Annotated in this window: 21 protein-coding genes; 11 read left to right on the top strand and 10 right to left on the bottom strand. The window is 69.4% G+C overall.

What is annotated here, in order from left to right:
- Positions 1-10 precede the first annotated feature (10 nt).
- From iolD to VV02_RS10125, 6 genes are all read right to left on the bottom strand, one after another.
- Positions 11-1,951: a 3D-(3,5/4)-trihydroxycyclohexane-1,2-dione acylhydrolase (decyclizing) gene (gene iolD, locus VV02_RS10150; RefSeq protein WP_052591411.1), complete on the bottom strand. Its 1,941-nt coding sequence runs from the start codon at positions 1,949-1,951 to the stop codon at positions 11-13.
- Positions 1,952-2,012: 61 nt separating this feature from the next.
- Positions 2,013-2,936: a 5-deoxy-glucuronate isomerase gene (iolB, locus tag VV02_RS10145; protein WP_052591409.1), complete on the bottom strand. Its 924-nt coding sequence runs from the start codon at positions 2,934-2,936 to the stop codon at positions 2,013-2,015.
- Positions 2,933-3,823, bottom strand: coding sequence for a Cgl0159 family (beta/alpha)8-fold protein (locus VV02_RS10140; RefSeq protein ID WP_052591408.1), 891 nt, complete (start codon positions 3,821-3,823; stop codon positions 2,933-2,935). The genes iolB and VV02_RS10140 overlap by 4 nt, the downstream gene beginning before the upstream one ends.
- Entirely contained in the window at positions 3,820-4,773 is a 954-nt protein-coding gene (gene iolC, locus VV02_RS10135; protein WP_281177299.1) for a 5-dehydro-2-deoxygluconokinase, read from the bottom strand. The genes VV02_RS10140 and iolC overlap by 4 nt, the downstream gene beginning before the upstream one ends.
- Positions 4,770-5,663: a TIM barrel protein gene (locus VV02_RS10130; RefSeq protein ID WP_245633041.1), complete on the bottom strand. Its 894-nt coding sequence runs from the start codon at positions 5,661-5,663 to the stop codon at positions 4,770-4,772. The genes iolC and VV02_RS10130 overlap by 4 nt, the downstream gene beginning before the upstream one ends.
- Positions 5,660-6,664 (bottom strand): Gfo/Idh/MocA family protein, encoded by a 1,005-nt coding sequence (locus VV02_RS10125; RefSeq protein ID WP_052591406.1) that lies wholly within the window; start codon positions 6,662-6,664, stop codon positions 5,660-5,662. Before VV02_RS10125 ends, VV02_RS10130 begins: the two co-directional genes overlap by 4 nt.
- 171 nt (positions 6,665-6,835) lie before the next feature.
- Between VV02_RS10125 and VV02_RS10120 the strand changes: the two genes are divergently transcribed.
- The gene (locus VV02_RS10120; RefSeq protein WP_052591404.1) at positions 6,836-7,573 is read left to right on the top strand and encodes a GntR family transcriptional regulator; all 738 of its coding nucleotides are present in this window, start codon (positions 6,836-6,838) and stop codon (positions 7,571-7,573) included.
- 183 nt (positions 7,574-7,756) lie between these two features.
- Here the strand turns inward: VV02_RS10120 and VV02_RS10115 are convergent, their stop codons facing one another.
- The 3 genes from VV02_RS10115 to VV02_RS10105 form a co-directional block, all read right to left on the bottom strand.
- Positions 7,757-8,668 (bottom strand): hypothetical protein, encoded by a 912-nt coding sequence (locus tag VV02_RS10115; RefSeq protein WP_052591403.1) that lies wholly within the window; start codon positions 8,666-8,668, stop codon positions 7,757-7,759.
- Positions 8,669-8,858: 190 nt separating this feature from the next.
- Complete coding sequence (locus VV02_RS10110; protein WP_157063353.1) at positions 8,859-9,350, bottom strand: PH domain-containing protein; 492 nt, start codon at positions 9,348-9,350, stop codon at positions 8,859-8,861.
- Complete coding sequence (locus VV02_RS10105; RefSeq protein ID WP_052591399.1) at positions 9,323-9,562, bottom strand: hypothetical protein; 240 nt, start codon at positions 9,560-9,562, stop codon at positions 9,323-9,325. Before VV02_RS10105 ends, VV02_RS10110 begins: the two co-directional genes overlap by 28 nt.
- Positions 9,563-9,579: 17 nt before the next feature.
- Here VV02_RS10105 and deoC point away from each other — a divergent pair, with 17 nt between their 5' ends.
- From deoC to VV02_RS10060, 9 genes are read left to right on the top strand one after another with little or no spacing between them, the layout of a single operon-like run.
- The gene (gene deoC, locus VV02_RS10100; RefSeq protein ID WP_052591397.1) at positions 9,580-10,545 is read left to right on the top strand and encodes a deoxyribose-phosphate aldolase; all 966 of its coding nucleotides are present in this window, start codon (positions 9,580-9,582) and stop codon (positions 10,543-10,545) included.
- A gap of 9 nt (positions 10,546-10,554) precedes the next feature.
- Positions 10,555-12,012 carry an aldehyde dehydrogenase family protein gene (locus VV02_RS10095; RefSeq protein ID WP_052591396.1) on the top strand — a complete coding sequence of 486 codons (1,458 nt, stop codon included), beginning with the start codon at positions 10,555-10,557 and terminating at the stop codon, positions 12,010-12,012.
- Positions 12,009-12,899, top strand: a complete 891-nt coding sequence (locus VV02_RS10090; RefSeq protein ID WP_052591394.1) for an aldehyde dehydrogenase family protein — start codon at positions 12,009-12,011, stop codon at positions 12,897-12,899. Before VV02_RS10095 ends, VV02_RS10090 begins: the two co-directional genes overlap by 4 nt.
- Before the next feature lie 54 nt (positions 12,900-12,953).
- The gene (locus VV02_RS10085; RefSeq protein ID WP_245633040.1) at positions 12,954-13,571 is read left to right on the top strand and encodes a uridine kinase family protein; all 618 of its coding nucleotides are present in this window, start codon (positions 12,954-12,956) and stop codon (positions 13,569-13,571) included.
- A 27-nt stretch (positions 13,572-13,598) separates the two neighbouring features.
- Positions 13,599-14,732, top strand: coding sequence for a DUF7847 domain-containing protein (locus tag VV02_RS10080; protein WP_052591392.1), 1,134 nt, complete (start codon positions 13,599-13,601; stop codon positions 14,730-14,732).
- Between the two features lie 6 nt (positions 14,733-14,738).
- A complete protein-coding gene (locus VV02_RS10075) occupies positions 14,739-15,425 on the top strand; it encodes a DUF4129 domain-containing protein (RefSeq protein WP_052591391.1) in 687 nt (228 codons plus the stop codon).
- Entirely contained in the window at positions 15,422-16,621 is a 1,200-nt protein-coding gene (locus VV02_RS10070; protein WP_052591389.1) for a DUF4350 domain-containing protein, read from the top strand. Before VV02_RS10075 ends, VV02_RS10070 begins: the two co-directional genes overlap by 4 nt.
- Positions 16,618-17,628 (top strand): AAA family ATPase, encoded by a 1,011-nt coding sequence (locus VV02_RS10065; RefSeq protein WP_052591387.1) that lies wholly within the window; start codon positions 16,618-16,620, stop codon positions 17,626-17,628. The genes VV02_RS10070 and VV02_RS10065 overlap by 4 nt, the downstream gene beginning before the upstream one ends.
- Complete coding sequence (locus VV02_RS10060) at positions 17,628-18,923, top strand: DUF58 domain-containing protein (RefSeq protein WP_052591385.1); 1,296 nt, start codon at positions 17,628-17,630, stop codon at positions 18,921-18,923. The genes VV02_RS10065 and VV02_RS10060 overlap by 1 nt, the downstream gene beginning before the upstream one ends.
- A gap of 3 nt (positions 18,924-18,926) precedes the next feature.
- Here the strand turns inward: VV02_RS10060 and VV02_RS10055 are convergent, their stop codons facing one another.
- A complete protein-coding gene (locus VV02_RS10055; RefSeq protein ID WP_052591383.1) occupies positions 18,927-19,922 on the bottom strand; it encodes a stage II sporulation protein M in 996 nt (331 codons plus the stop codon).
- A 33-nt stretch (positions 19,923-19,955) separates the two neighbouring features.
- Between VV02_RS10055 and VV02_RS10050 the strand changes: the two genes are divergently transcribed.
- Entirely contained in the window at positions 19,956-20,792 is an 837-nt protein-coding gene (locus VV02_RS10050) for an RDD family protein (protein WP_245633039.1), read from the top strand.
- Positions 20,793-20,798: the final 6 nt, after the last annotated feature.

Raw genomic sequence — 20,798 nt, 5'->3', positions numbered from 1 at the left:
TCCTCTGGGCTCAGTGTGCCGAGTCCGCTTCCCGCGGTGCGGGATCCACGCCGGGGCGCAGCAGGGGCCGCTGGCCCTTCTTCTGGTCCACATACTGCTCGTACGCGGCGCGCGTCGTCTCGAGTTCGCTCACCTCCGCGACCGGCACGTCCCACCAGGAGTCGCTGTCCGGTGCCGCGACCAACGGATCCGTCTCCACATGGATGACGAACGGGCCGAAGTCGTGCGGCGCCGCCTTGGCCTCGCGCACGGCCGCCGTCAGCTCGTCCGCCGAGCGCACCTCGACGACATGAGCACCGAGGCTGCGCGCGTTGGCAGCGAGGTCGACCGGCAGGTAGTCGCCGTCGAGCGTGCCGTCCGGGCTCCGATAGCGGTAGGACGTTCCAAAACGCTGTGATCCCAACGACTCTGACAGCGAGCCGATCGAGTGGAAGCCGTGGTTCTGCACGAGCACCACAATCACCTTGACGCGCTCTTGTACCGCGGTCACCAGCTCGGTCGGCATCATCAGGTACGACCCGTCCCCGACCATGACGAACACGTCGCGGTCGGGGTGTGCCAGACGGACACCGATGCCACCCGGGATCTCGTATCCCATGCAGGAGTAGCCGTACTCGACGTGATAGCCGCCGCGATCGCGGACCCGCCACAGCTTGTGCAGGTCGCCGGGCATCGAACCGGCCGCACAGACGACGACGTCCTCGGGCGCGCTCGTCTCGTTGACGATGCCGAGCACCTGGCCCTGACTGAGGATGCCGTCACCGAGCCGCTCGGTCACCTCAGCCGGTGGGTCGTACGCCTGCTCCACCTGCTCGTCCCAGGCCGTCCACTCTCGGGTCGCTCGGTCGGCGTACGCCGTATCGGTGCGGTAGCCATCGAGCTGCTGGGTGAGCGCGACGATCGCCTCGCGCGCGTCGCCGACCACGGCGAGGCCAGCATGCTTGCCCGCGTCGAACCGAGCGACGTTGATGTTGATGAAGCGAACACCCCTGCGCTGGAACGCTGTTCGCGAAGCAGTGGTGAAGTCGCTCCAACGCGTCCCGATCCCGATCACGACGTCGGCGTCGCGCGCGAAGGCGTTGGCTGCGGTCGTGCCAGTCGATCCGACGGCACCCAGCAGCTGCGGATGTCCATGCGTCAGCGAGCCCTTGCCAGCCTGCGTCTCACCCACCGCAATACCCGTCGCCCGGCACAGTGCGTCGAGGGCATCCTCGGCGCCGCTGTAGTGCACTCCCCCACCGACCACAACGAACGGCCGCTCAGCAGAACGGATCAGCCGCGCCGCCGCCGCAATCTGCGACCCCTCCGCAGGCGCACGGGCGATGTGCCAGAGCCGCTCGTCGAAGAGATCCTCAGGCCAGTCGTACGCCTCCGCCTGGACGTCCTGCGGGAGCGCCAGGGTGACCGCTCCGGTGTCGGCCGGGTCGGTCAGGACACCCATCGCCTCGAGCAGCGCGCTCGGCAGCTGCTCCGGCCGCTGGATCCGATCGAAGTAGCGCGACACCGGCCGCAGCGCGTCATTGACCGTGATGTCGCCCGCGGTGGGTGACTCGAGCTGCTGCAGCACGGTGCCGGTCGCACGCGTCGCGAACGTCCCAGAAGGCAGCAGCAGCACCGGAACTCGGTTGACCGTCGCCAGTGCCGCGCCCGTGACCATGTTGGTCGAGCCTGGGCCGACCGAGGCGGTGCACGCCCACATCCGTAGGCGGTTGGACGCGCGCGCGTAGGCGCTGGCCGTGTGCACCATCGCCTGCTCGTTGCGCGCGAGGACGTAAGGAAGCGCTGGGATGCCCGAGCGTTCGTCCTGCAGCAACGCCTGACCGACACCGGCGACATTGCCGTGCCCGAAGATGCCCAGGCAGCCGGCGAACATCCGCTGCCGCTCCCCGTCGCGCTCGGTCCACTGCTGGCCCAGGAACCGGACCATCGCCTGCCCCACCGTCAATTTCATGAGGACTCCGCTGGTCGAGTAGGCGAGGCGCTAGCCGAGTCGTATCGAGACCTGGTGACACTCATGACTTCTTGCCTCCGAACGGCAGCCGCGGATCCATCGACTGAGCGTTCCAGGTGTCGCGGACCCATGCGTGCGCCGGGTCGTCACAGATCAGCCAGGCTCGTTCAGCGCCGGGGCCAGCCATCACATTGAGGTAGTAGAGGTCGTAACCAGGGGGCGCAGTGGCCGGACCGTGCCAGCCGTGCGGTACGAGCACGACGTCGCCCGTGCGCACCTCCGCCAGCACGTCGATCGGACGGTCCTCGGTGCCGTAGACGCGTTGGTAGCCAACGGGATCCGCGCCGTCAGGCGCGTCATCGCTCTGCAGCTCGAAGTAGTAGATCTCCTCCAGCTCGGACTCCTCGCCGGGTCGATCCTCGTCATGCTTGTGCGGTGGATAGGAGCTCCAGTTGCCGCCTGGCGTGAGGACCTCGCACGCGATGATGCGCTGAGCGGCCAGTACCTCCGGCGTACCGAAGTTGCGGACCTCACGGCTCGCCTGGCCGGCGCCGCGCAGCTCCACCGGTACGTCGCCCGCATCCAACCGGACCAGCCCGCCTTCGGCGGCCTCGCCAGATACGCGAGCGCCACACACGGCGACCCGGGAAGCCGTAGAAGTGCGCAGGGTGAGCCGCCCACCAGGCGGCGCGTAGGCGACGTCGGTCGGGCCGGCGAACACCGACTCCCGGCCGGCGAGCTCCACAGTCTCGGTCTGGCCCGTCCCCTCGAGCGTGACGGTGACAGCACCGGACAGCGGCACGACGATGGCCTCAGCCCCGGCCAGGTCCACCATCACCTCACCGCCTGGTGCGAGCTCGGCGATCCGAAGGCTGGTGTGCTCCCAGTCCTTGCGTCCGGGACCAGCGCACACCGAGAAGCCTTCTGCTGCAACGGAACCCAGCGGCAAGAACCACGTGTCGTTGTCGAAGCCGGACGCCGTCATCGCACCTCCCCGTGCACGAGCTCGACCGCGGTGCGTACGGCTGCCGTCACGTCGCCGTCAGGCGGGTAGAGCAGCGCTCGTCCGACCACCAGACCACGGACCGACGGGAGCGCGAGGGCGTGCCGCCAGGAGGCGTACGTCTCCTCGGGCGTTCCATGCGGGTCACCACCCAGCAGCAGGGTCGGCAGCGTGGTCGCGTCCATCACCCGCTCCATGTCGTCCACAACGGGCAGCTTGAGCCAGGTGTAGGCGCTCGTCGAGCCGAGCCCACTGGCGATCGCGACCGAGCGGACGACCGACTCGGCGTCCAGCCGGTTGACGAGTCGATCTCCCTCCACCTCAGAGAAGAACGGCTCGATCATGGCCAGCCGTCGATGTGCAGCGAGCTCGGCGACAGCCCGCCCGGTCGACTCCAGCGTCTCGGCCGTCCCCGCGTGCTCGAGGCACACGCGCAGTAGCGTCTTTCCCCCGTCGAGTCCCAGTCGGTCGATAGTCGGAGCGTCGTACGCCGTGAATCGGTCATCCGGCTCGAACGAAGCCCCTTGCAGGCCACCACGATTCATCGTGCCGATGACGATCTTGTCCTCGAGCGCACCGAGCAGCAGCAGGTCCTCCAGCACGTCAGGCGTGCCCAGCACGCCGTCCACGCCGGGCACGGTGAGCGCATCGAGCAGGCGTCGCAGGAGATCGGTCCGACTCGCCATGGCCATCGGCTTGTCGCGGACACCGAGCGCGTTGCGCGCCGGGTGATCGGCAGCCACGATCAGCAGGCGGCCGTCGTCCCCCAGCAGGGGCCGGTGCGCTCGATCGGACCAGCTCCGAGCGACGCGCTCAGGGTCGCGGGCGCGAATCTCGTTGATATCACTTACTTCCGGGATGGTCGTCATACAACACGTCCTTGCTCGAGCGCCACGTCGACCTCGGCCGTGGTGGGCATCGCCGTGGAGCACTCCAGGCGCGACGCCACGATCGCCCCGGCGACGTTGGCGAACGTCATCATCCGTTGCAGCGGCCACTGCGACAGCAGCCCGTGGCACAGCGCGCCACCGAAGGCGTCACCCGCGCCCAGACCGTTGAGCACCTCGACCGGAAACGCCGGCAGACTGACCCGCTCGTCGGCCGTCGCCGCGAGCACACCGTCCGGGCCGCGCTTGACGACTGCCAGCGCGAGCCCACGCGCGAGGAGCGCATCGGCCGCGCGGTCCGGATCGGTCTCTCCTGTGGCGACCTCGCACTCCTCGCGGTTGCCGACCGCGATCGTCACGTGCTCCAGCGCTGCGTCGACCTGGTTGCGGGCCTCGGCAGGGTCAGCCCAGAACATCGGCCGGTAGTCGAGGTCCAGCACCGTGTGGGTATGCCGCTCTCGGGTCTCCCAGGCCGCAAAGTGCGCTGCGCGGCTCGGCTCCTGGCTCAGCCCCGTCACCGTGCACCAGAAGACCATCGCGTCCCGGATTTCGTTGTCCGGCAACGTGTTCGGCTCGATCAACAGATCGGGCGCGGTCGGATAGCGATAGAAGTAGAGGGGAAAGTCGTCCGGAGGGAAGACCTCGCAGAACGTCACGGGAGTCGGCGGGCCGTTCACTGCGCCGACGAACTCGTCGTCGACCCCGAGCCTTCGCAGCTCGGAGTGCACGTAGCGCCCGAACGCATCGTCACCGGTCCGCGTGATCACGGCCGTACGCCGTCCGTGACGCGCAGCCGCGACGGCCACGTTGGTCGCGCTGCCGCCGAGGAACTTCTCGAAGGTGCGCACCTCCTCCAACGGAACCCGGTGCTGGAGCGGATAGATGTCGACGCCGACCCGGCCCATCGTGATCAGGTCGTAGCCCGCCGTCACCGCCGAACCTCCAGACCTTCGGCGATCCGACTCAAGGCGCGAAGGCTGGTCCGCACATCAGCAGTTGCCGTGTTCGCGGACTCGCTCCCGAGGACGGTGTCTTGCTCGAGGACGTACCAACCCGAATATCCTTGATTTTCAAGGTCTTTCACGATCCTATTGATCTCCACATCACCGTCCCCGATCGGCGCGTAGATCCCCCGCTCGACGGCGTCCGAGTAGGACACGGCCCCGGTCCGAACCTGCTCCGCCAGGTCGAGCCGGACGTCCTTGAGGTGTACGTGCCTGATCCGGTCGGCGTGCGCACGGGCGAGGGCGACAGGATCGGCCCCGCCGATCAGCAGATGTCCGGTGTCGAGGCACAGCCCGATGCCGCAGCCGTCCAGCACCCGCTCCACCTCCGCCTCGTTCTCGATCATCGTGCCGACATGGGGGTGCAGCACCGCATCGAGCCCGGCTTCCCGCCCAAGCCCAGCGAGATCGTCCAGCAGGCCGAGCGCCCGGGACCAGGCGGCGGAGGTCCAGGCCGGGCGGTCGTCGTACCCCTGACCGCCGGTCGCCGCGGCGAGAACGAGGGTCGTGGCGCCGACCGCGCTCAGGCTCGCGATCGCCGTACGGACATCCGGGCGCGGATCAGTCGACTCGTCGTGCAGGACCACCGGGACGAACTGTGCGACGGCTCGGAGGCTGTGCTTGTCGAGGTCAGCCTTGAGCTGATCCGGATCTGTTGGCAGGAAGCCTGCGGGTCCGAGCTCCGTTGCTGTCAAACCGGATTCGTACATTGCGCTGAGCACAGTCTCGGTCGGCAGCTGGACTCCCCAGCCCTCGACCTCGGACACACCCCACGAGATCGGCGCACCTGCGACACGGCTCATCACTGATGCGGTCACAGGTCCGGCACTTCCGCCAGCTGCACGACACGACCTTCCCGTCGCGACACATCGCAGGCCTCGGCGGTCCGGAAGGCCTGCAAGGCATCGGCCACGGTGCACGGTGACGGTGTCACGCCCTTGGCCACCTCGGCGAAGGCAGTCAGCTCGGCAACGTACGCCGGCTGGAACCGGTCCATGAACGTCTGGTGCGGCGGTCCGGCCGGGAACGTCTCGCCCGGCTCAGCCGAACGCATGGCGAGTGAGTCGTCGAGACCAGCAGTCAGCGTGGCCTTGCTGCCCATGGCCTCGAGCCGCACGTCATGACCGCCGCCGTTGTAACGGGTCGAGGACACGAGGCACATGGTGCCGTCGTCGAGCGTGAGCACTGCGGCGCCCGTGTCGACGTCGCCTGCCTCGGCGAAGAACGCCTCCCCTTTGTTGCCGCCCGTCGCGTACGCCGTCACCACCTCGCGACCCGTCACGAAGCGGATCGCGTCGTAGTCGTGCACGTTGCAGTCGCGGAAGATGCCGCCGCTGGTCGGGATGTACGACGCATGCGGCGGGCTCTGGTCGTGAGTGTTGGCGCGGATCGTGTGGACGAAGCCGAGCTCGCCTCCAGCGATCGCCTCCTGGACGCGCCGGTAGCCGGCGTCGAAGCGGCGCTGGAAGCCGATGTGCACCGGGACCTCGGACGTGGCCGCCAACCTGGCCAGCTCGAGCGTCTCCTCCAGCGTGTGCGCCACCGGCTTCTCACAGAACGTCGGGACGCCTGCCTCGATGGCCAGGCGCAGCATCGGTGCGTGCGCGGGCGTCGCGGCTGCGATGACGAAGCCGTCGAGCCCCGCTCGCAGCAGCGTCTCGACGTCGGCCACGTGCTCCGCATCCAGCTCTTTGGCGACCGCTGCGGCCGCCTGCTGGTCGGCGTCGCAGACGACCAAGGACTCGACCGCGGGCACGCCCAGCAGGGTCCGTGCATGGAAGGCTCCGATCCGGCCCACGCCGGCGAGACCGATCCGCATCGATGAATTCCGTTCTGTGGCAACGAGACTGGCGGGAAGACTGGTGGATACGCCTCAAGCGAGCCATCGACGTACCGTCGTCAAGGCTCGCCCCCACATCCGGGTCTGTCAAGAAATGTCCTGACATTTGCTTGTCTGCTCAATCAGACGTCGGGCCGCTACGCTGCTCCCGTGGTCGAGCCTGTGCCTGTTTCCCTGGAGCGCGCCTCCCCCGTGCCGCTCTACCACCAGCTCGCCGAGCAGCTGCGCGAGGCGGTCACCTCGGGTCGGTTGCAGCCCGGCGACGCCTTCGAGAACGAGCTGGCGCTGGCCGCCCGGCTCGGCCTGTCCAGGCCGACCGTGCGACGCGCCATCCAAGAGCTCGTCGCGCAGGGGCTGCTGCTGCGTCGGCGCGGGCTCGGCACCACCGTCGCCAACCGGCAGATCCATCGCCGTGCCGAGCTGACGAGCCTGTACGACGACCTCGCCCGCGACGGGGCGACGCCGACGACCCGCGTGCTCGAGCTGCGGACGACGACTGACGAGCGCGCGGCCCAGGCGCTCGGCGTACCGGCTGGCTCCTCGCTCGTGGCCATCACCCGCTTACGGCTGGCCGGCGAGCAGCCCTTTGCCGTGCTGCGCAACTGGCTGCCGCCCACCCTCGGCGAAGTGACCCAGGACGAGCTCGAGGGCGAGGGGTTGTACGCCCTGCTGCGGGCGCGCGGCGTACGGCCCGTCGTGGCCCACCAGACGATCGGCGCGCGACGACCGACCGCGCCCGAGCGACGCCGGCTCGGGCTGCGCGCCTCGGACCCCGTGCTGACGATGTCGCGCGCAGCCTTCGACGCCGACGGCAACCCGGTGGAGTTCGGCGACCACATCTATCGCGCCGACTCCTACACGATCGACGTCACCATCGACGAGCGCTGACCTCTCCCGGCAAAAGTTGGTGACCTGCACACGCATTCCTGTGCCCGGCAGCAACTTTCGCCGCACCCCGGCAAAACTTGATCGCCCGCACACGCATTCCTGTGCCCGGCAGCAACTTTCGCCGGGCTACGCGGGTACGCCCGGGCTGGTCACCCAGGTGCGCCGCGGCAGCGGCCTCAGACCTTAGGCTTCGAGTGACCGTGCCATCCCGGCGGCCGAGTACGCATCTGCCCACAGCCAGCGGGCGACCTTCGGACCGCGTGCACGGAGCCGGTCCTCGCGAAGCTTCTCGCGGACCAGGATCTCCTGCATCTCCTCCGGTGTCTGCGCGAACTCGGTCCCGTACTTGGTCAGACCGTCGAACTCGCCAACGACGCCGTCCCAGTCGAAGTCGACGTTGCCGATCAGTCCTCGTCCGTCGTGGTGTGCGACCTGAAGCCGCGGGCGTGGGAACCGCAGCAAGAACATCTGGCCGCGACTCAAGCTCTCGCCGGGAGACGCCGCCATGGGGTCGACGATGTCCACGAGGTTTCGGCAGTCGCTGAGGCCGGGGGTGTGCGACGGAATCCGGCGAAGCTCTACGACGAGCTGATCTCGGGTGCAGACTCCCTCACGCAACGCGTGGTCACCGGCGACCAGACCATTGAGCAGACCGCCCTCGCGCGTGATGTCCAGCACCGTGCGTGCCGGTGGGGTCACGCGCAAGCCACGATGCGCCACGTGCACCTGAGCCTCGTCCTCTCGACGGATCACCAGTCCCGACCGACTTGCACGGGTCGTGTCTGGAACGAGCACATGGACAGCGCGCGGCCACGGGTCCGCGATCGGCAGACCCCAGATCGCAGCGGCGGAGTGGTGCGAGAGGAACGGCGGCCCCGACCGTGCCATGAGCGCAGAGGCGTGCACGAACGCCAGGTAGCGATCGTTCGGCCCGAGCTGAGCCCAGTGGCGCGTCGCGATACATACACCGTGCCGCACCATCGTCCATTGCTTCTCGCCACTCTCGTCCCGTGCGCGGCGCGGCTCCTGCGAGACGTCGCGCAACGACCGACCGGTGACGAGCATGTGTGCCTCGAACGGCAGCGATGGGGTCATGCGCCCTGACCGTGACAGATCGTGACGGAGGGCAGCGTGCGTTGTCCACAGCCCCGCGGCAGAGGTTGGTCATCCGCACACGAATACCTGTGCCAGACACCAACTTTCGCCGCACCCCGGCAAAAGTTGGTGACCCGCACACGCATACGTGTGCCCGGCAGCAGCTTTCGCCGGGAAGGGGAGGGGAGGGTCAGGCGAACAGCGCGATGAGGATCAGGACGACGGCCACGGCGACGGCGCCCACAGCCAGGGGCGCGGGGCGTACGACGACCGGTCCGGTCTGCGCCTCGATCGCGCCGCTGCTGACCGCCTTGTCGTACTCCTCACGGGCCGCCTTGACCTGGTCGGCGACGTCACCGGCCGAGCCGGGCCGCTCGACCCGGCTGATCTTGACCGCATCGTCCGTGCTCTCCCCTCGTGCACCGGTGAGACGATCTGCGCCCGCTGTGCCGAGAGCACCAAGAGCGCCGAGCGGACCTCCCGCACCACCGCCGGAGCGACGGGGCCGCTGCGTGGAGATGGCCCAGGCGGAGTAGCCCTTGTCATCCGGCGTGAATACCTTGAGGTTCCAACGGCTTTCGACGACGTCGACATGGGGCCAGGGCATCTCAACGTCGCGGACCAGGTTGTGGATGCGGAGGCCAGACGCCCGCATCACGACCGAGGGCCGCAGCAACGCCACATCACGACCGAGGGCCGCAGCAACGCCACCCAGACGAGCAGCCCGATCGCGACGCACCACATCACCGACTTGGTCTTCTCGGTGTCCCCGAGCAGGGTCAACACGATCACGATGGCCAGGACCAGCAGCAAGAAGCCGCCCGACACCAGCGCTGTGCGCTGTCTGAAGACCTTCTTGGGCTCGTTCTGGGCTGGACTCGGGGTGGCTGACATGCGGATAGGCTGCCCTGGTGAGCGCATCCACTGCAACGTCGCGGGCGCGGGACCTGCTCGGGGTGTCATCCCTGACCAACGCGTCCCTGACCACCTGGCTGCACGGTCTGCCCGGTGTCGACCAGGTGGGCTGCGACGGCCGGGCGGCAGCCCTGAGCACCCGATCCATCAAAACGACCGCCAAGGCCTGGGCGATCGACACCGCCATCGGCATGATCGACCTGACGACCCTCGAAGGTTCGGACACCGAGGGCAAGGTCCGCTCGCTGTGCGCCAAGGCCGCCACCCCTGACCCACTCGACCCGACCACACCGCACGTTGCGGCGGTCTGCGTCTACAACGACATGGTCGAGATCGCCAAGGACGCCCTCAAGGGCACCAGCATTCACGTCGCCGCCGTCGCGACGGCGTTCCCGTCCGGCCGCGCGAGCATGCCGGTCAAGCTCGCCGACACCAAGGACGCCGTCAAGGCCGGTGCCGACGAGATCGACATGGTGATCGACCGAGGCGCCTTCCTGTCGGGTCAGTACCGCACGGTCTTCGACCAGATCGTCGCCATCAAGGAAGCCTGCGGCGAAGCGCATCTCAAGGTCATCCTCGAGACCGGCGAGCTGGTCACCTACGACAACGTCCGCCGCGCGTCCTGGTTGGCGATGCTCGCGGGCGCCGACTTCATCAAGACCTCGACCGGCAAGATCCAGCCCGCGGCCACGCTGCCGGTCACGCTGATCATGCTCGAGGCCGTACGCGACTGGCGTGAGCAGACCGGCGAGATGGTGGGCGTCAAGCCCGCCGGTGGCATCCGGACGAGCAAGGACGCGATCAAGTACCTCGTGACGGTCAACGAGATCGCCGGCGAGGACTGGCTGACGCCCGAGTGGTTCCGCTTCGGTGCCTCCAGCCTGCTCAACGACCTGCAGCTGCAGCGCCAAAAGCTGAGCACCGGCGCCTACTCCGGCCCCGACTACGTGACGATCGACTGAGGACCTCAGATGTCGAAGTTCGAGTACGCCCCCGCACCTGAGTCGCGGGCCATCGTGGACCTGCAGTCGTCGTACGGCCTGTTCATCAACGGCGAGTTCGTCGATGGGACGGGCAGCTCCTTCAAGACGATCAACCCGGCCACCGAAGAAAAGCTCGCCGACGTCTCCGAGGCGAGCGCCGACGACGTCGACAAGGCCGTCAAGGCCGCGCGGACGGCCTACACCCGGGTCTGGTCCCGGATGTCGGGTGCCGAGCGCGGCAAGTACGTCTTCCGCATCGCGCGCATCATGCAGGAGCGCGCTCGCGAGCTGGCCGTGCTGGAGAGCCTCGACAACGGTAAGCCGATCAAGGAGTCGCGCGACGTCGACGTCCCGACCGCCGCGGCGCACTTCTTCTACCACGCGGGTTGGGCCGACAAGCTGGAGTACGCCGGCCTCTCGCCGGCGGGGTCGCCGCCCCCTCGTCCGTTGGGTGTCGTCGGGCAGGTCATCCCGTGGAACTTCCCGCTGCTGATGCTGGCCTGGAAGATCGCGCCCGCCCTGGCGACCGGCAACACCGTCGTGCTCAAGCCGGCCGAGACCACGCCCCTGACCGCGCTGCTGTTCGCCGAGATCTGTCAGCAGGCCGATCTGCCGCCGGGTGTCGTCAACATCGTGACCGGCGCGGGCGCCACCGGCCAGGCGCTGGTCGAGCATCCCGACGTCGACAAGATCGCCTTCACCGGCTCGACCGATGTCGGCAAGGCGATCGCCCGCTCGATCGCCGGCACTCGCAAGCGCGCCACGCTCGAGCTCGGTGGCAAGGCCGCCAACATCGTCTTCGAGGACGCCGCCATCGACCAGGCCGTCGAGGGCATCGTCAACGGCATCTTCTTCAACCAGGGCCACGTGTGCTGCGCCGGATCTCGTTTGCTGGTGCAGGAATCCGTCGCCGATGAGGTCGTCCGCCGCCTCGAGCGCCGCATGAAGACTCTGCGCGTCGGCGACCCGCTCGACAAGAACACCGACGTCGGCGCCATCAACTCCAAGGCCCAGCTGCAGCGCATCACCGAGCTGGTCGATGCCGGCGAGGCCGAGGGTGCGACGCGCTGGACCGTTCCGTGTGAGCTGCCAGCTCGCGGGTTCTGGTTCGCCCCAACGGTTTTCACCGATGTGTCGCAGACGCACCGCGTGGCCACCGAGGAGATCTTCGGCCCGGTGCTGTCGGTGCTGACCTTCCGCACGCCGCAGGAGGCGGTCGCCAAGGCCAACAACACGCCGTACGGCCTCTCCGCCGGCATCTGGACCGAGAAGGGCTCGCGCATCCTCTGGATGGCCGACCAGCTCAAGGCCGGTGTGGTGTGGGCCAACACGTTCAACCGCTTCGATCCGACCTCACCGTTCGGTGGCTACAAGGAGAGCGGCTACGGCCGCGAAGGTGGCCGGCACGGCCTCGAGGCCTACCTGCGGACTGGAGTAGACGCATGAGCCCCCGACTGGACGTTCGCAAGACCTACAAGCTCTACGTCGGCGGCGCGTTCCCGCGCAGCGAGTCCGGGCGGTCCTACGAGATCGTCGACGCCAAGGGCACCTTCCTCGCCAACGCGGCCATGGGCTCCCGCAAGGACGTGCGCGACGCGGTCGTGAAAGCCCGTGCGGCACAAGGCGGTTGGGCGACGGCGACGGCGTACAACCGTGGCCAGGTGCTCTATCGCGTCGGTGAGGTGCTCGAGGGCCGGCGCGACCAGTTCATCGCCGAGGTGGCCGCCAGTGAGGGTCTGACCAAGCCGCGCGCGAGTGCTGTCGTCGACCAGGCGATCGACCGATGGCTCTGGTACGCCGGGTGGTCGGACAAGGTCGCCCAAGTGCTGGGCGGCCTCAACCCGGTTGCCGGCCCCTACTTCGACATCTCCGCACCCGAGCCGACCGGAGTCGTGGGAATCCTTGCGCCGCAAGGCAGCTCGCTGCTCGGGCTCGTATCCGTGATCGCGCCCGCGGTGGTCACGGGCAACACCGTGGTCGTGCTCACCAGCGAGCAACGGCCACTGCCGGCCATCTCGCTCGGTGAGGTGCTCGCGACCTCGGACGTCCCCGGTGGCGTCATCAACCTCATCTCCGGCCGCACCGCTGAACTGGCCCCCTGGCTGGCGTCGCACCGTGACGTCAACGCGATCGACCTCACGGGCGCCGCCGATGCGACCGACGTCGACTGGGCCGACCTCGAGGTCAAGGCCGCCGACAACCTCAAGCGCGTGCTGCGCCCGGTCGGCACTGGTGGCGACGCCGTCGAGCCCGACTGGACCGAGCAGCCCGACCTCTCCCGCATCCGGGCCTACCTCGAGACCAAGACGGTCTGGCACCCCAAGGGTCGATGAATGGCTGAGCTCGCGAAGACATCCATCGGCCTTCTCACGCCCAAAGGCCGCTGAGTGACCGAGCGACCCGCCCGGCAGGTCATTCTGCTGTCGGGCCCCAGCGGTGCGGGCAAGACTCGGCTGGCCCGGCGACTGTCCGACCAGCATGGGTGGCCCGTCGTCCGGCTGGACGACTTCTACAAGGACGGCCACGACCCGAGCCTGCCCATGATCGAGAAGGGGCTGCCCGACTGGGACCACCTCGACTCCTTCGACCTCGACAGCGCCGTCGATGCGCTGGACGGGCTGTGCCGCACCGGCTCGGTCGACGTGCCGATCTATGACATCTCGACGTCGCGGGTGACCGGGCGCGCCACCGTCAGCGCCCATGATGCGCCGGTCATCGTGGCCGAGGGCATCTTCGCGGCGCACGCTGCCGCCCCGCTGCGCGAACGAGGACTCCTGGGCGCGGCGTACTGCATCCGACAGAACCGCTGGCTCACCTTCGCGCGACGATTCCTGCGCGACCTGGCCGAGCACCGCAAGCCGCCGCTCGTGCTGCTGCGCCGCGGTCTGCGGCTGTGTGGCGCCGAGCCACGAATCATCACCGAGCAGGCCGCGCTCGGCGCCCGCCCGATGACTCCTCCACAGGCCGAGGCGGACGCTCGGCGGTGCGCCGGGATCAACAGCTAGGGTCATCGACAGACCGAGCCAGCTGACGTGGGGGACGCCGTGACCAACGACTGGACCAGCCCGTCGGGCGATCCTGAGCCGACCGGGCAGAGTCAGCCGACGTACGACCCGAGCCAGCAGCCGTCGTACGGCGCCCCGCCCCCTGGTCCTGGCTTCCCGCCTCCGCCGGGCCAGAGCGGTCAGTCCTACGGCAGCCCGCAGTACAACCAGGGCCAGCCCTACGCCGGGCCGCCCGTCGGCGGGTGGACGCCCATGGCCGCCAAGCCAGGTGTGATCCCGCTGCGCGCGCTCTCCCTCGGCGACATCTTCGAGGGATCGGTCCGCACGATGCGGGGCAACCCGGGCGCGACTCTGGGCCTGGCGTTCCTGGTGTCCCTGATCTTCACGCTGCCGGCGATCGCGCTGGTGCTCGGGCTCAACCAGGTCGACCCCGGTGACAACGAGGGCGTCCGCGAGGCGATGACCCTTACGAGCCAGCAGGGCTCGTCGGTGCTGCAAGCCATCGGCGGCATTGCGCTGACCGGCATGCTCACCGTCGTGCTCGCGGATGCGGTGCTGGGCCGTCGCATGTCCATCGGCGGCGCCTGGGCCAAGGTCAAGGGCCGTCTGTGGGCGCTGATCGGGCTCAACCTGCTGATCTTCCTGATGCTGATCGGTGGCGTGGGACTGCTCGTCCTGGTCGCAGTCCTGGTCGGCGTCGGTCTCAGTGAGGGCTTCGGCATCCTCATCGCCGTGGTCGGGGGTCTCGGCGCGGTCGTGCTGATGATCTTCGTCTGGGTGAAGTGGTCGTTCGCGAGCGCGTGCGTGGTGCTGGAGAAGCAAGGCCCGATCAAGGCGCTCAAGCGCTCGTGGGCGCTGACCCAGGGCCAGTGGTGGCGGGTGTTCGGCATCTCGCTGCTGGCTCAGCTCGCGGCCGGCGTGCTGTCCTCCATCGTGATCGCACCGTTCGCTCTGCTGCTGGGCTTCCAGAACTTGTCCGACCCCGAGGCTCTCCCCTCGGTCGGCTTCTTGGTCGGCATGCAGCTGGTCAGCCTGGTCGTCAGCACCTTCACCGCGCCGTTCATCGCCGGTGTCACGGGACTGCTCTACCTCGACCAGCGCATCCGCAAGGAGGCCCTCGACGTCACGCTGATCGCGGCCGCCCAGCAGCAGAGCGGCTGATCGACGGTGCTCGCCCGACTGGTGCAGCTGCCTGCCGACCCGCCGCTCGATCCGTCCGCTGAGCAGGGGCGTGGGCTGCTGCGTGACGAGCTGCGCAAGCTGCCCTACGGCGAGCACAAGTCACTGCTGGACCGGCTCAACGACTGGATCAATGAGCAGATCTCGAAGGCTGCCCTCTCCGGCGCCAGTGGCATCGGCAAGATCGTGCTCCTGGTGGGCGTGATCGCCCTCGTCGCAACCATCGCGTACGCCGTCACCCGAGTCCGCGCGGGCCGTCGGGCTCGGGCTGCGGCCGCCGAGACGGCAGTCCTCGAAGAGACCGGGCTGAGCGCCGCGGACTACCGACAACGCGCGAAGACGGCCGACCAGGCCGGTGACCACTCCGCCGCGCTGCTCGACTGGTTCCGCGCGATCGTCCGGGCCGGCGAGGAACGCGCCCTGCTGGACGACCGACCCGGCGGCACGGCGCACGAGCTGGCCCGGGCGCTCGGCGCCTACTTCCCTGCCGAGGTCGCAGCCTTGCAGACGGCCGGGCATGCGTTCGACGAGGTGCGTTACGGCGGCCGCACGGCCGATGGCGCGGGATCTGCGCGGATGCGCGAGCTCGATGACCGCGTACAGCACACTCGACCGCAGCACGTCGGAGACGGTGTCGATGACTCCCTCGTCGCTCCCGGGCGGTGGGCTCCATGACAGCGGTGACTACCTCCGCACCGACTGCAGCCGAGCCTTCGACCCGTCGGCGTCGGCCGGTCGGCCGGATCGTCCTGGCGGCGGTAGCCGCGCTGATCGTGTCGGGCGTCGCTGCGCTGCTCCTGCTCGGCAGCCGTTCCTCCGGAGCACCACTCGATCCGGACAACCCACAGCCCCCTGGCGGCCAGGCGATGGCACGCGTGCTCAGTGACCAAGGCGTCAGCGTCCATCCCGTGCGCAGCCGAGAAGCGTTGCGCGACAGCACCATCGGCGCTGGCACGTCCGTCGTCGTCACTCGTGGCGAGGTGATGACGCTGGCCATGTGGAAGGCGTTCTTCGAGCAGACACGATCCGCAGACCGGATCATCCTGGTGACCCCGGGTGATCGCGCGCTGCGTGCTCTCGACGCTCCCATCTCACGCCGCGGCGCCGGCTTCCCCCGCGATACTCCCGCCCGCTGCGACGTGCCCATCGCACGCGGCCTCACCATCACCGACGGCAGCGAACGCTACGACCCGGCTGACGGCAGCGGGGTGCAGACCTGCTTCCCGCCCGGTGGCGGCTTCGGGCAGGGCGGCGACCGCGGCGGCTACCTGGCTGTGCTCCCGGCCACGGCTGACCGGCCGGAGATCGTGCTGCTCGGCAGCACCGCACCCATCCGCAACAGCGACGTACGCGACGCCGGCCATGCCGCCCTCGGACTACGCGCGCTGGGCCACTCCTCACGCCTGGTGTGGTGGAGCGTGAGCCCGCGCGACGTCGATCTGGTCGATGCCAAGGATCCGGTCTGGCCCAAGTGGATGACTCCGGTTGGCGTCGTGCTGGCGCTGTCCGTCCTGGTCCTGATGGTGTCGCGTGGGCGCCGGCTCGGGCGCCTCGTCCAGGAGCCGTTGCCTGTCGTCGTCCGGGCCAGCGAGACGACCGAGAGCCGCGGCCAGCTCTACCGCAAGGCCGGCGACCGTGAGCGTGCTGCGACGGTGCTGCGGTCGGGCACCCGACGCCGGGTGTCCCGCTACCTCGGCGTGCCGCCCGGATCGTCCCCAGCCGCGTTGGTCGACGCCGTGGCCGGCGCGACCGGCCGGGCGCCCATGGATGTCCACACCCTGCTCTTCACCGCCGTACCCACCGACGATGCCGGGCTCACCCAGCTCGCTCAACAGCTCCGCCAACTCGAGAAAGAGGTCCGACACCGATGACCGACACCTCGTCGTACGCCAGTCCGCCGGCCCCCGCCGACCCACCACCGCCCGACGCCGGTCAGTCCCGCGAAGCCCTGCTCGCCGTTCGCCGGGAGGTCGGCAAGGCCGTCGTCGGCCAGGACGCTGCGGTCACGGGCATGATCATCGCGCTGCTCGCCCGCGGCCACGTGCTGCTCGAGGGCGTCCCGGGCGTGGCCAAGACGCTGCTGGTGCGCGCCATCGCCGCGAGCCTGGCGATCGAGAGCAAGCGGGTGCAGTTCACACCCGACCTGATGCCGGGCGACATCACCGGATCCCTGGTGTTCGATGCGCGCTCCTCGGACTTCGCGTTCCGGCCGGGGCCGGTGTTCACCAACCTGCTGCTGGCCGACGAGATCAACCGGACGCCGCCCAAGACCCAGTCCTCGCTGCTGGAGGCCATGGAGGAGCGGCAGGTCTCGATCGACGGGCAGCCACGTCCGTTGCCGAGCCCGTTCCTGGTCGCTGCGACGCAGAACCCCGTCGAGTACGAAGGCACCTACCCGCTCCCCGAGGCTCAGCTGGACCGCTTCCTGCTCAAGGTGACCGTGCCGCTGCCACAACGTGAGCACGAGCTGGAGGTGCTCAAGCGGCACGCAGCCGGCTTCGACCCGCGCGATCTGGCAGGGGCCGGGATCCGGGCGGTCGCCGGTCCGGACGATCTCGCGGCCGGTGCCGCAGCCGTACGCCAGGTGCAGGTCTCCCCCGAGGTCACCGCCTACATCGTCGACCTCGCGCGCGCGACCCGGCACTCGCCGTCCCTGTCGCTGGGCGTCTCGCCGCGTGGTGCCACGGCCCTGATGGCGACCTCGCGAGCCTGGGCCTGGCTCAACGGACGCGGCTTCGTCACGCCCGACGATGTCAAGGCTCTGGTCCACTCGACGCTGGCTCACCGCCTGTCCCTGCGACCGGAGGCCGAGCTCGAAGGAGTCGGCGTCGGCAGCGTGCTCGACTCCGCGGTCGCATCGGTGCCCGTGCCCCGCTGATGGCCCTGACGACCAGAGCGGTCCTGCTGACCGCGTTCGGCATCGTGCCGGTGGCTCTGTGGCCATCCGGACGCACGGTGCTGCTCTGGTCGCTCGTCGTGCTGGCCGCGATCGCCCTCGATCTGGCGCTGGCGGTCAGTCCGCGGCGCTTGCAGATCGCGCGCTCCGCAGACCCTCAGGTCCGGTTGGGCGAGGCCACCGACTCGACCCTGACCGTGCGCAACCTCGGCCGCCGCCGGCTGCGCGCACTCGTCCGTGACGCCTGGCAGCCGTCGGCCGGTGCCACCGGCGAGCGACACTCCCTCGACCTGCCGGGTGGTGAGCAGCGCCGGGTGACGACGGCCTTGCGACCGACCCGCCGGGGCGACCGCAAGGCCGACCTCGTCACGGTGCGCAGCTTCGGTCCGCTGGGCGTGGCCGCGCGGCAGCGTTCGCTCCCGGTGCCCGGCTTCGTACGCTCCCTCCCGCCCTTCCACTCCCGCCGTCACCTGCCGAGCCGGCTCGCGATGCTGCGCCAGATCGACGGCCGCTCGGCGGTGCGAACCCGCGGGCAGGGCACCGAGTTCGACTCACTGCGCGACTACGTCGAGGGCGACGACGTGCGCAGCATCGACTGGCGCGCAACCGCTCGTCGCCAGCACCTCGTCGTACGCACCTGGCAACCCGAGCGAGATCGACGAATTGTGTTGCTGCTGGACACTTCTCGCACCAGCGCGGGTCGCGTCGGTGACATCCCCCGACTCGACGCCGCGATGGACGCAGCACTCCTGCTCGCCGCACTCGCATCGCGAGCCGGCGATCGCGTACAGCTGCTGGCCGGCGACCGGCGCATCCACACCCGCATCACCTTGGTGAGCGACCGCAACCAGCTGCTGCACGAGCTCGTCACGGGAATGGCGCCGCTCGAGCCAGCCCTCGTCGAGGCGAGCTGGTCGCGACTGGCCGGAGCGGTCAACTCACTCTCGCGGCGGCGCGCACTGGTCGTCCTGCTCACGCCACTCGAGCCCGCGGCACTCGAAGAAGGCCTGCTGCCGGTGCTGCCGAGCCTCGTGCAGCACCACCGCGTCGTGGTCGCGTCGGTGGCGGACGCCGCCGTCAACGCCATGGCGGACGCGCGCGAGGACTCGGCCCAGGCGTACGACGCCGCTGCCGCCGAGCGCTCGCTGGCCCTCAAGGAGCGCACGTCCGAGGCGCTCTCACGACTGGGCGTGACTGTGATCGACGCCGACCCGGAGACCCTCCCCGTACGTCTGGCCGACCACTACCTCCTCCTCAAGTCCCAAGGCCTGTTGTGATCGTCAGGCGGCTGCGGGGAGGACGTCGCCTCGGTCGCGGTCGGCGATGTCACCAGTCTCGCCTCGTGCCACAGCCCACCGGCCGAGCGTGAAGACGTAGACGAAGAACGCGATCTCGGCGACCAGACCGATGCCGATCCGCGCCCACGTCGGCAGCCCCGACGGGGTCACGAACGCCTCGATGATGCCCGTCACGAGCAGCACGACGATGAGTCCCAGCGCGACCGCGACGCTCGCCCGAGCCTGGCTCGCGAGTGACTGCATGCGAGTCTGCGGACCGGGAACCACCCACGACCAGAAGATCTTCAAACCCACACCGGCAGCCACGAATACCGCTGTCAGCTCAAGCATTCCGTGCGGCAGGATCAGCCCGAAGAACAACGAGCCGCGGTCGTTCGCCCACAGGATTCCGCCCATGACTCCCACGTTGACGACGTTCTGCCAGAGCAGATAGATCACCGGGAAGCCGAGCACACCCATCGCGATGCACTGGGCGGCGACCCACACGTTGTTGGTCCACACCCTCGCCGCGAAGTCCTGCGCCGCGAACTCCGAGTAGTAGCCCTCGAAGTCGTGGTTGACCAGCTCGTCGAGCCGCTCGGGCGGGATGAAGCCGGTCTGCACTGACGGATTGTGCGCGACCCAGATCCCGATCGCGAAGGCCACCACGACGTTGACCACCATGACCGCGAGCCACCACCGCCGCGTGCGGTAGAGCATCGCCGGGAAGGTGTCGGTGAAGAACCGGCCGATGTCCGCCCAGCCGGCCGTCCGCGTACCCGACGTCCGTTGCCGCGTACGTGACAGGAGCGTCGAGAGGTACTGCACCACAGAGGGATCCGGGGCACTCGAACGCACGATGGACAGATGGGTGGCCGTGCGCTGATAGAGGTCCAGCAGCTCATCGGACTCCGCCCCCGACAGCTGCCGCTGGCGCGAGAGGGCCTTGAGGCGGTCCCACTCGGGCTGGTGAGCCGCGACGAAGGCATCCAGGTCCACGCGCACCAGACTAGGTGTACGTACGCTGACCCCGTGACCGATCAGCCGACCACCCAGACTCCGCGCGCGCTGCGCGGCATGGAGCGGGACGAGCTGATCACCGGTGAGGCCGTGCTCCTGGAGATCCCACCGGCGAGCCTGCCGGGACGCCTTGGCTCGGGCGCGATCGATGTCCTCACCAACGTCACGGGGCTGCTGCTGACGCTGTGGGCCATGGTCACCCTGGTGTTCGAGACCAGCAGTGCCAACATCCAGACGCTCTTCCTGCTCGACGTCATCGTGTGGACCGTCGCCGTTCCGGTCACCGTCGAGACGCTGACCCGCGGTCGCAGCCTCGGCAAGCTGGCCTTCCGTCTGCGCACCGTGCGCGACGACGGCGGACCGATCGTCTTCCGGCACGCGCTGACCCGCAGCCTGGTCGGCTTCGTCGAGCTCTACCTGTTCAGCGGCGCGCCTGCCGCGCTGGCTGCGATGAGCACCACCCGAGCCCGCCGACTCGGCGACCTTGCCGCTGGCACCTACGTCGTTCGCGAGGCCACCCACATCAAGCTCGGCCCGCCACCGCTGATGCCGTACGCCCTCGCCGGCTGGGCCGAGCGCGCCGACATCGCGACGCTCCCCGACGGCCTCGCCCTCGGCATCCGCCAGTTCCTGCAGCGATCAGCAATGCTCACGCCACCGGCGAGGCAGTCGGTCGGCCAGGGGCTCCTCGCGCAGGCGCTGCCGCTCGTCTCACCGCCGCCGCCCGCCGGGACGCCCGCGGAAGCAGTGCTGGCCGCGGTGCTCGCCGAGCGCCGTCGCCGGGACACCGCGCGCCTCGGTCGCGAGGAGGCCGTACGCCGCCGCCTCCTGCCGCCCGATCGTCCCTGAGGCGGA

The sequence above is a fragment of the Luteipulveratus mongoliensis genome (assembly GCF_001190945.1).
Classification (GTDB): domain Bacteria; phylum Actinomycetota; class Actinomycetes; order Actinomycetales; family Dermatophilaceae; genus Luteipulveratus; species Luteipulveratus mongoliensis.
The sequence above is the reverse complement of the archived record's forward strand: the minus strand, read 5'-3'. Positions and strand labels throughout refer to the sequence as shown.

Bases quoted from the DNA above. Each gene is read 5' to 3' on its own strand.
- VV02_RS10115 (WP_052591403.1), bottom strand. From the start codon at position 8,668: ATGACCCCATCGCTGCCGTTCGAGGCACACATGCTCGTCACCGGTCGG.
- VV02_RS10090 (WP_052591394.1), top strand. From the start codon at position 12,009: ATGAGCCCCCGACTGGACGTTCGCAAGACCTACAAGCTCTACGTCGGC.
- VV02_RS10105 (WP_052591399.1), bottom strand. From the start codon at position 9,562: ATGTCAGCCACCCCGAGTCCAGCCCAGAACGAGCCCAAGAAGGTCTTC.
- VV02_RS10065 (WP_052591387.1), top strand. From the start codon at position 16,618: ATGACCGACACCTCGTCGTACGCCAGTCCGCCGGCCCCCGCCGACCCA.
- VV02_RS10140 (WP_052591408.1), bottom strand. From the start codon at position 3,823: ATGACGACCATCCCGGAAGTAAGTGATATCAACGAGATTCGCGCCCGC.
- VV02_RS10070 (WP_052591389.1), top strand. From the start codon at position 15,422: ATGACAGCGGTGACTACCTCCGCACCGACTGCAGCCGAGCCTTCGACC.
- iolB (WP_052591409.1), bottom strand. From the start codon at position 2,936: ATGACGGCGTCCGGCTTCGACAACGACACGTGGTTCTTGCCGCTGGGT.
- VV02_RS10095 (WP_052591396.1), top strand. From the start codon at position 10,555: ATGTCGAAGTTCGAGTACGCCCCCGCACCTGAGTCGCGGGCCATCGTG.
- iolD (WP_052591411.1), bottom strand. From the start codon at position 1,951: ATGAAATTGACGGTGGGGCAGGCGATGGTCCGGTTCCTGGGCCAGCAG.
- VV02_RS10125 (WP_052591406.1), bottom strand. From the start codon at position 6,664: ATGCGGATCGGTCTCGCCGGCGTGGGCCGGATCGGAGCCTTCCATGCA.
- VV02_RS10060 (WP_052591385.1), top strand. From the start codon at position 17,628: ATGGCCCTGACGACCAGAGCGGTCCTGCTGACCGCGTTCGGCATCGTG.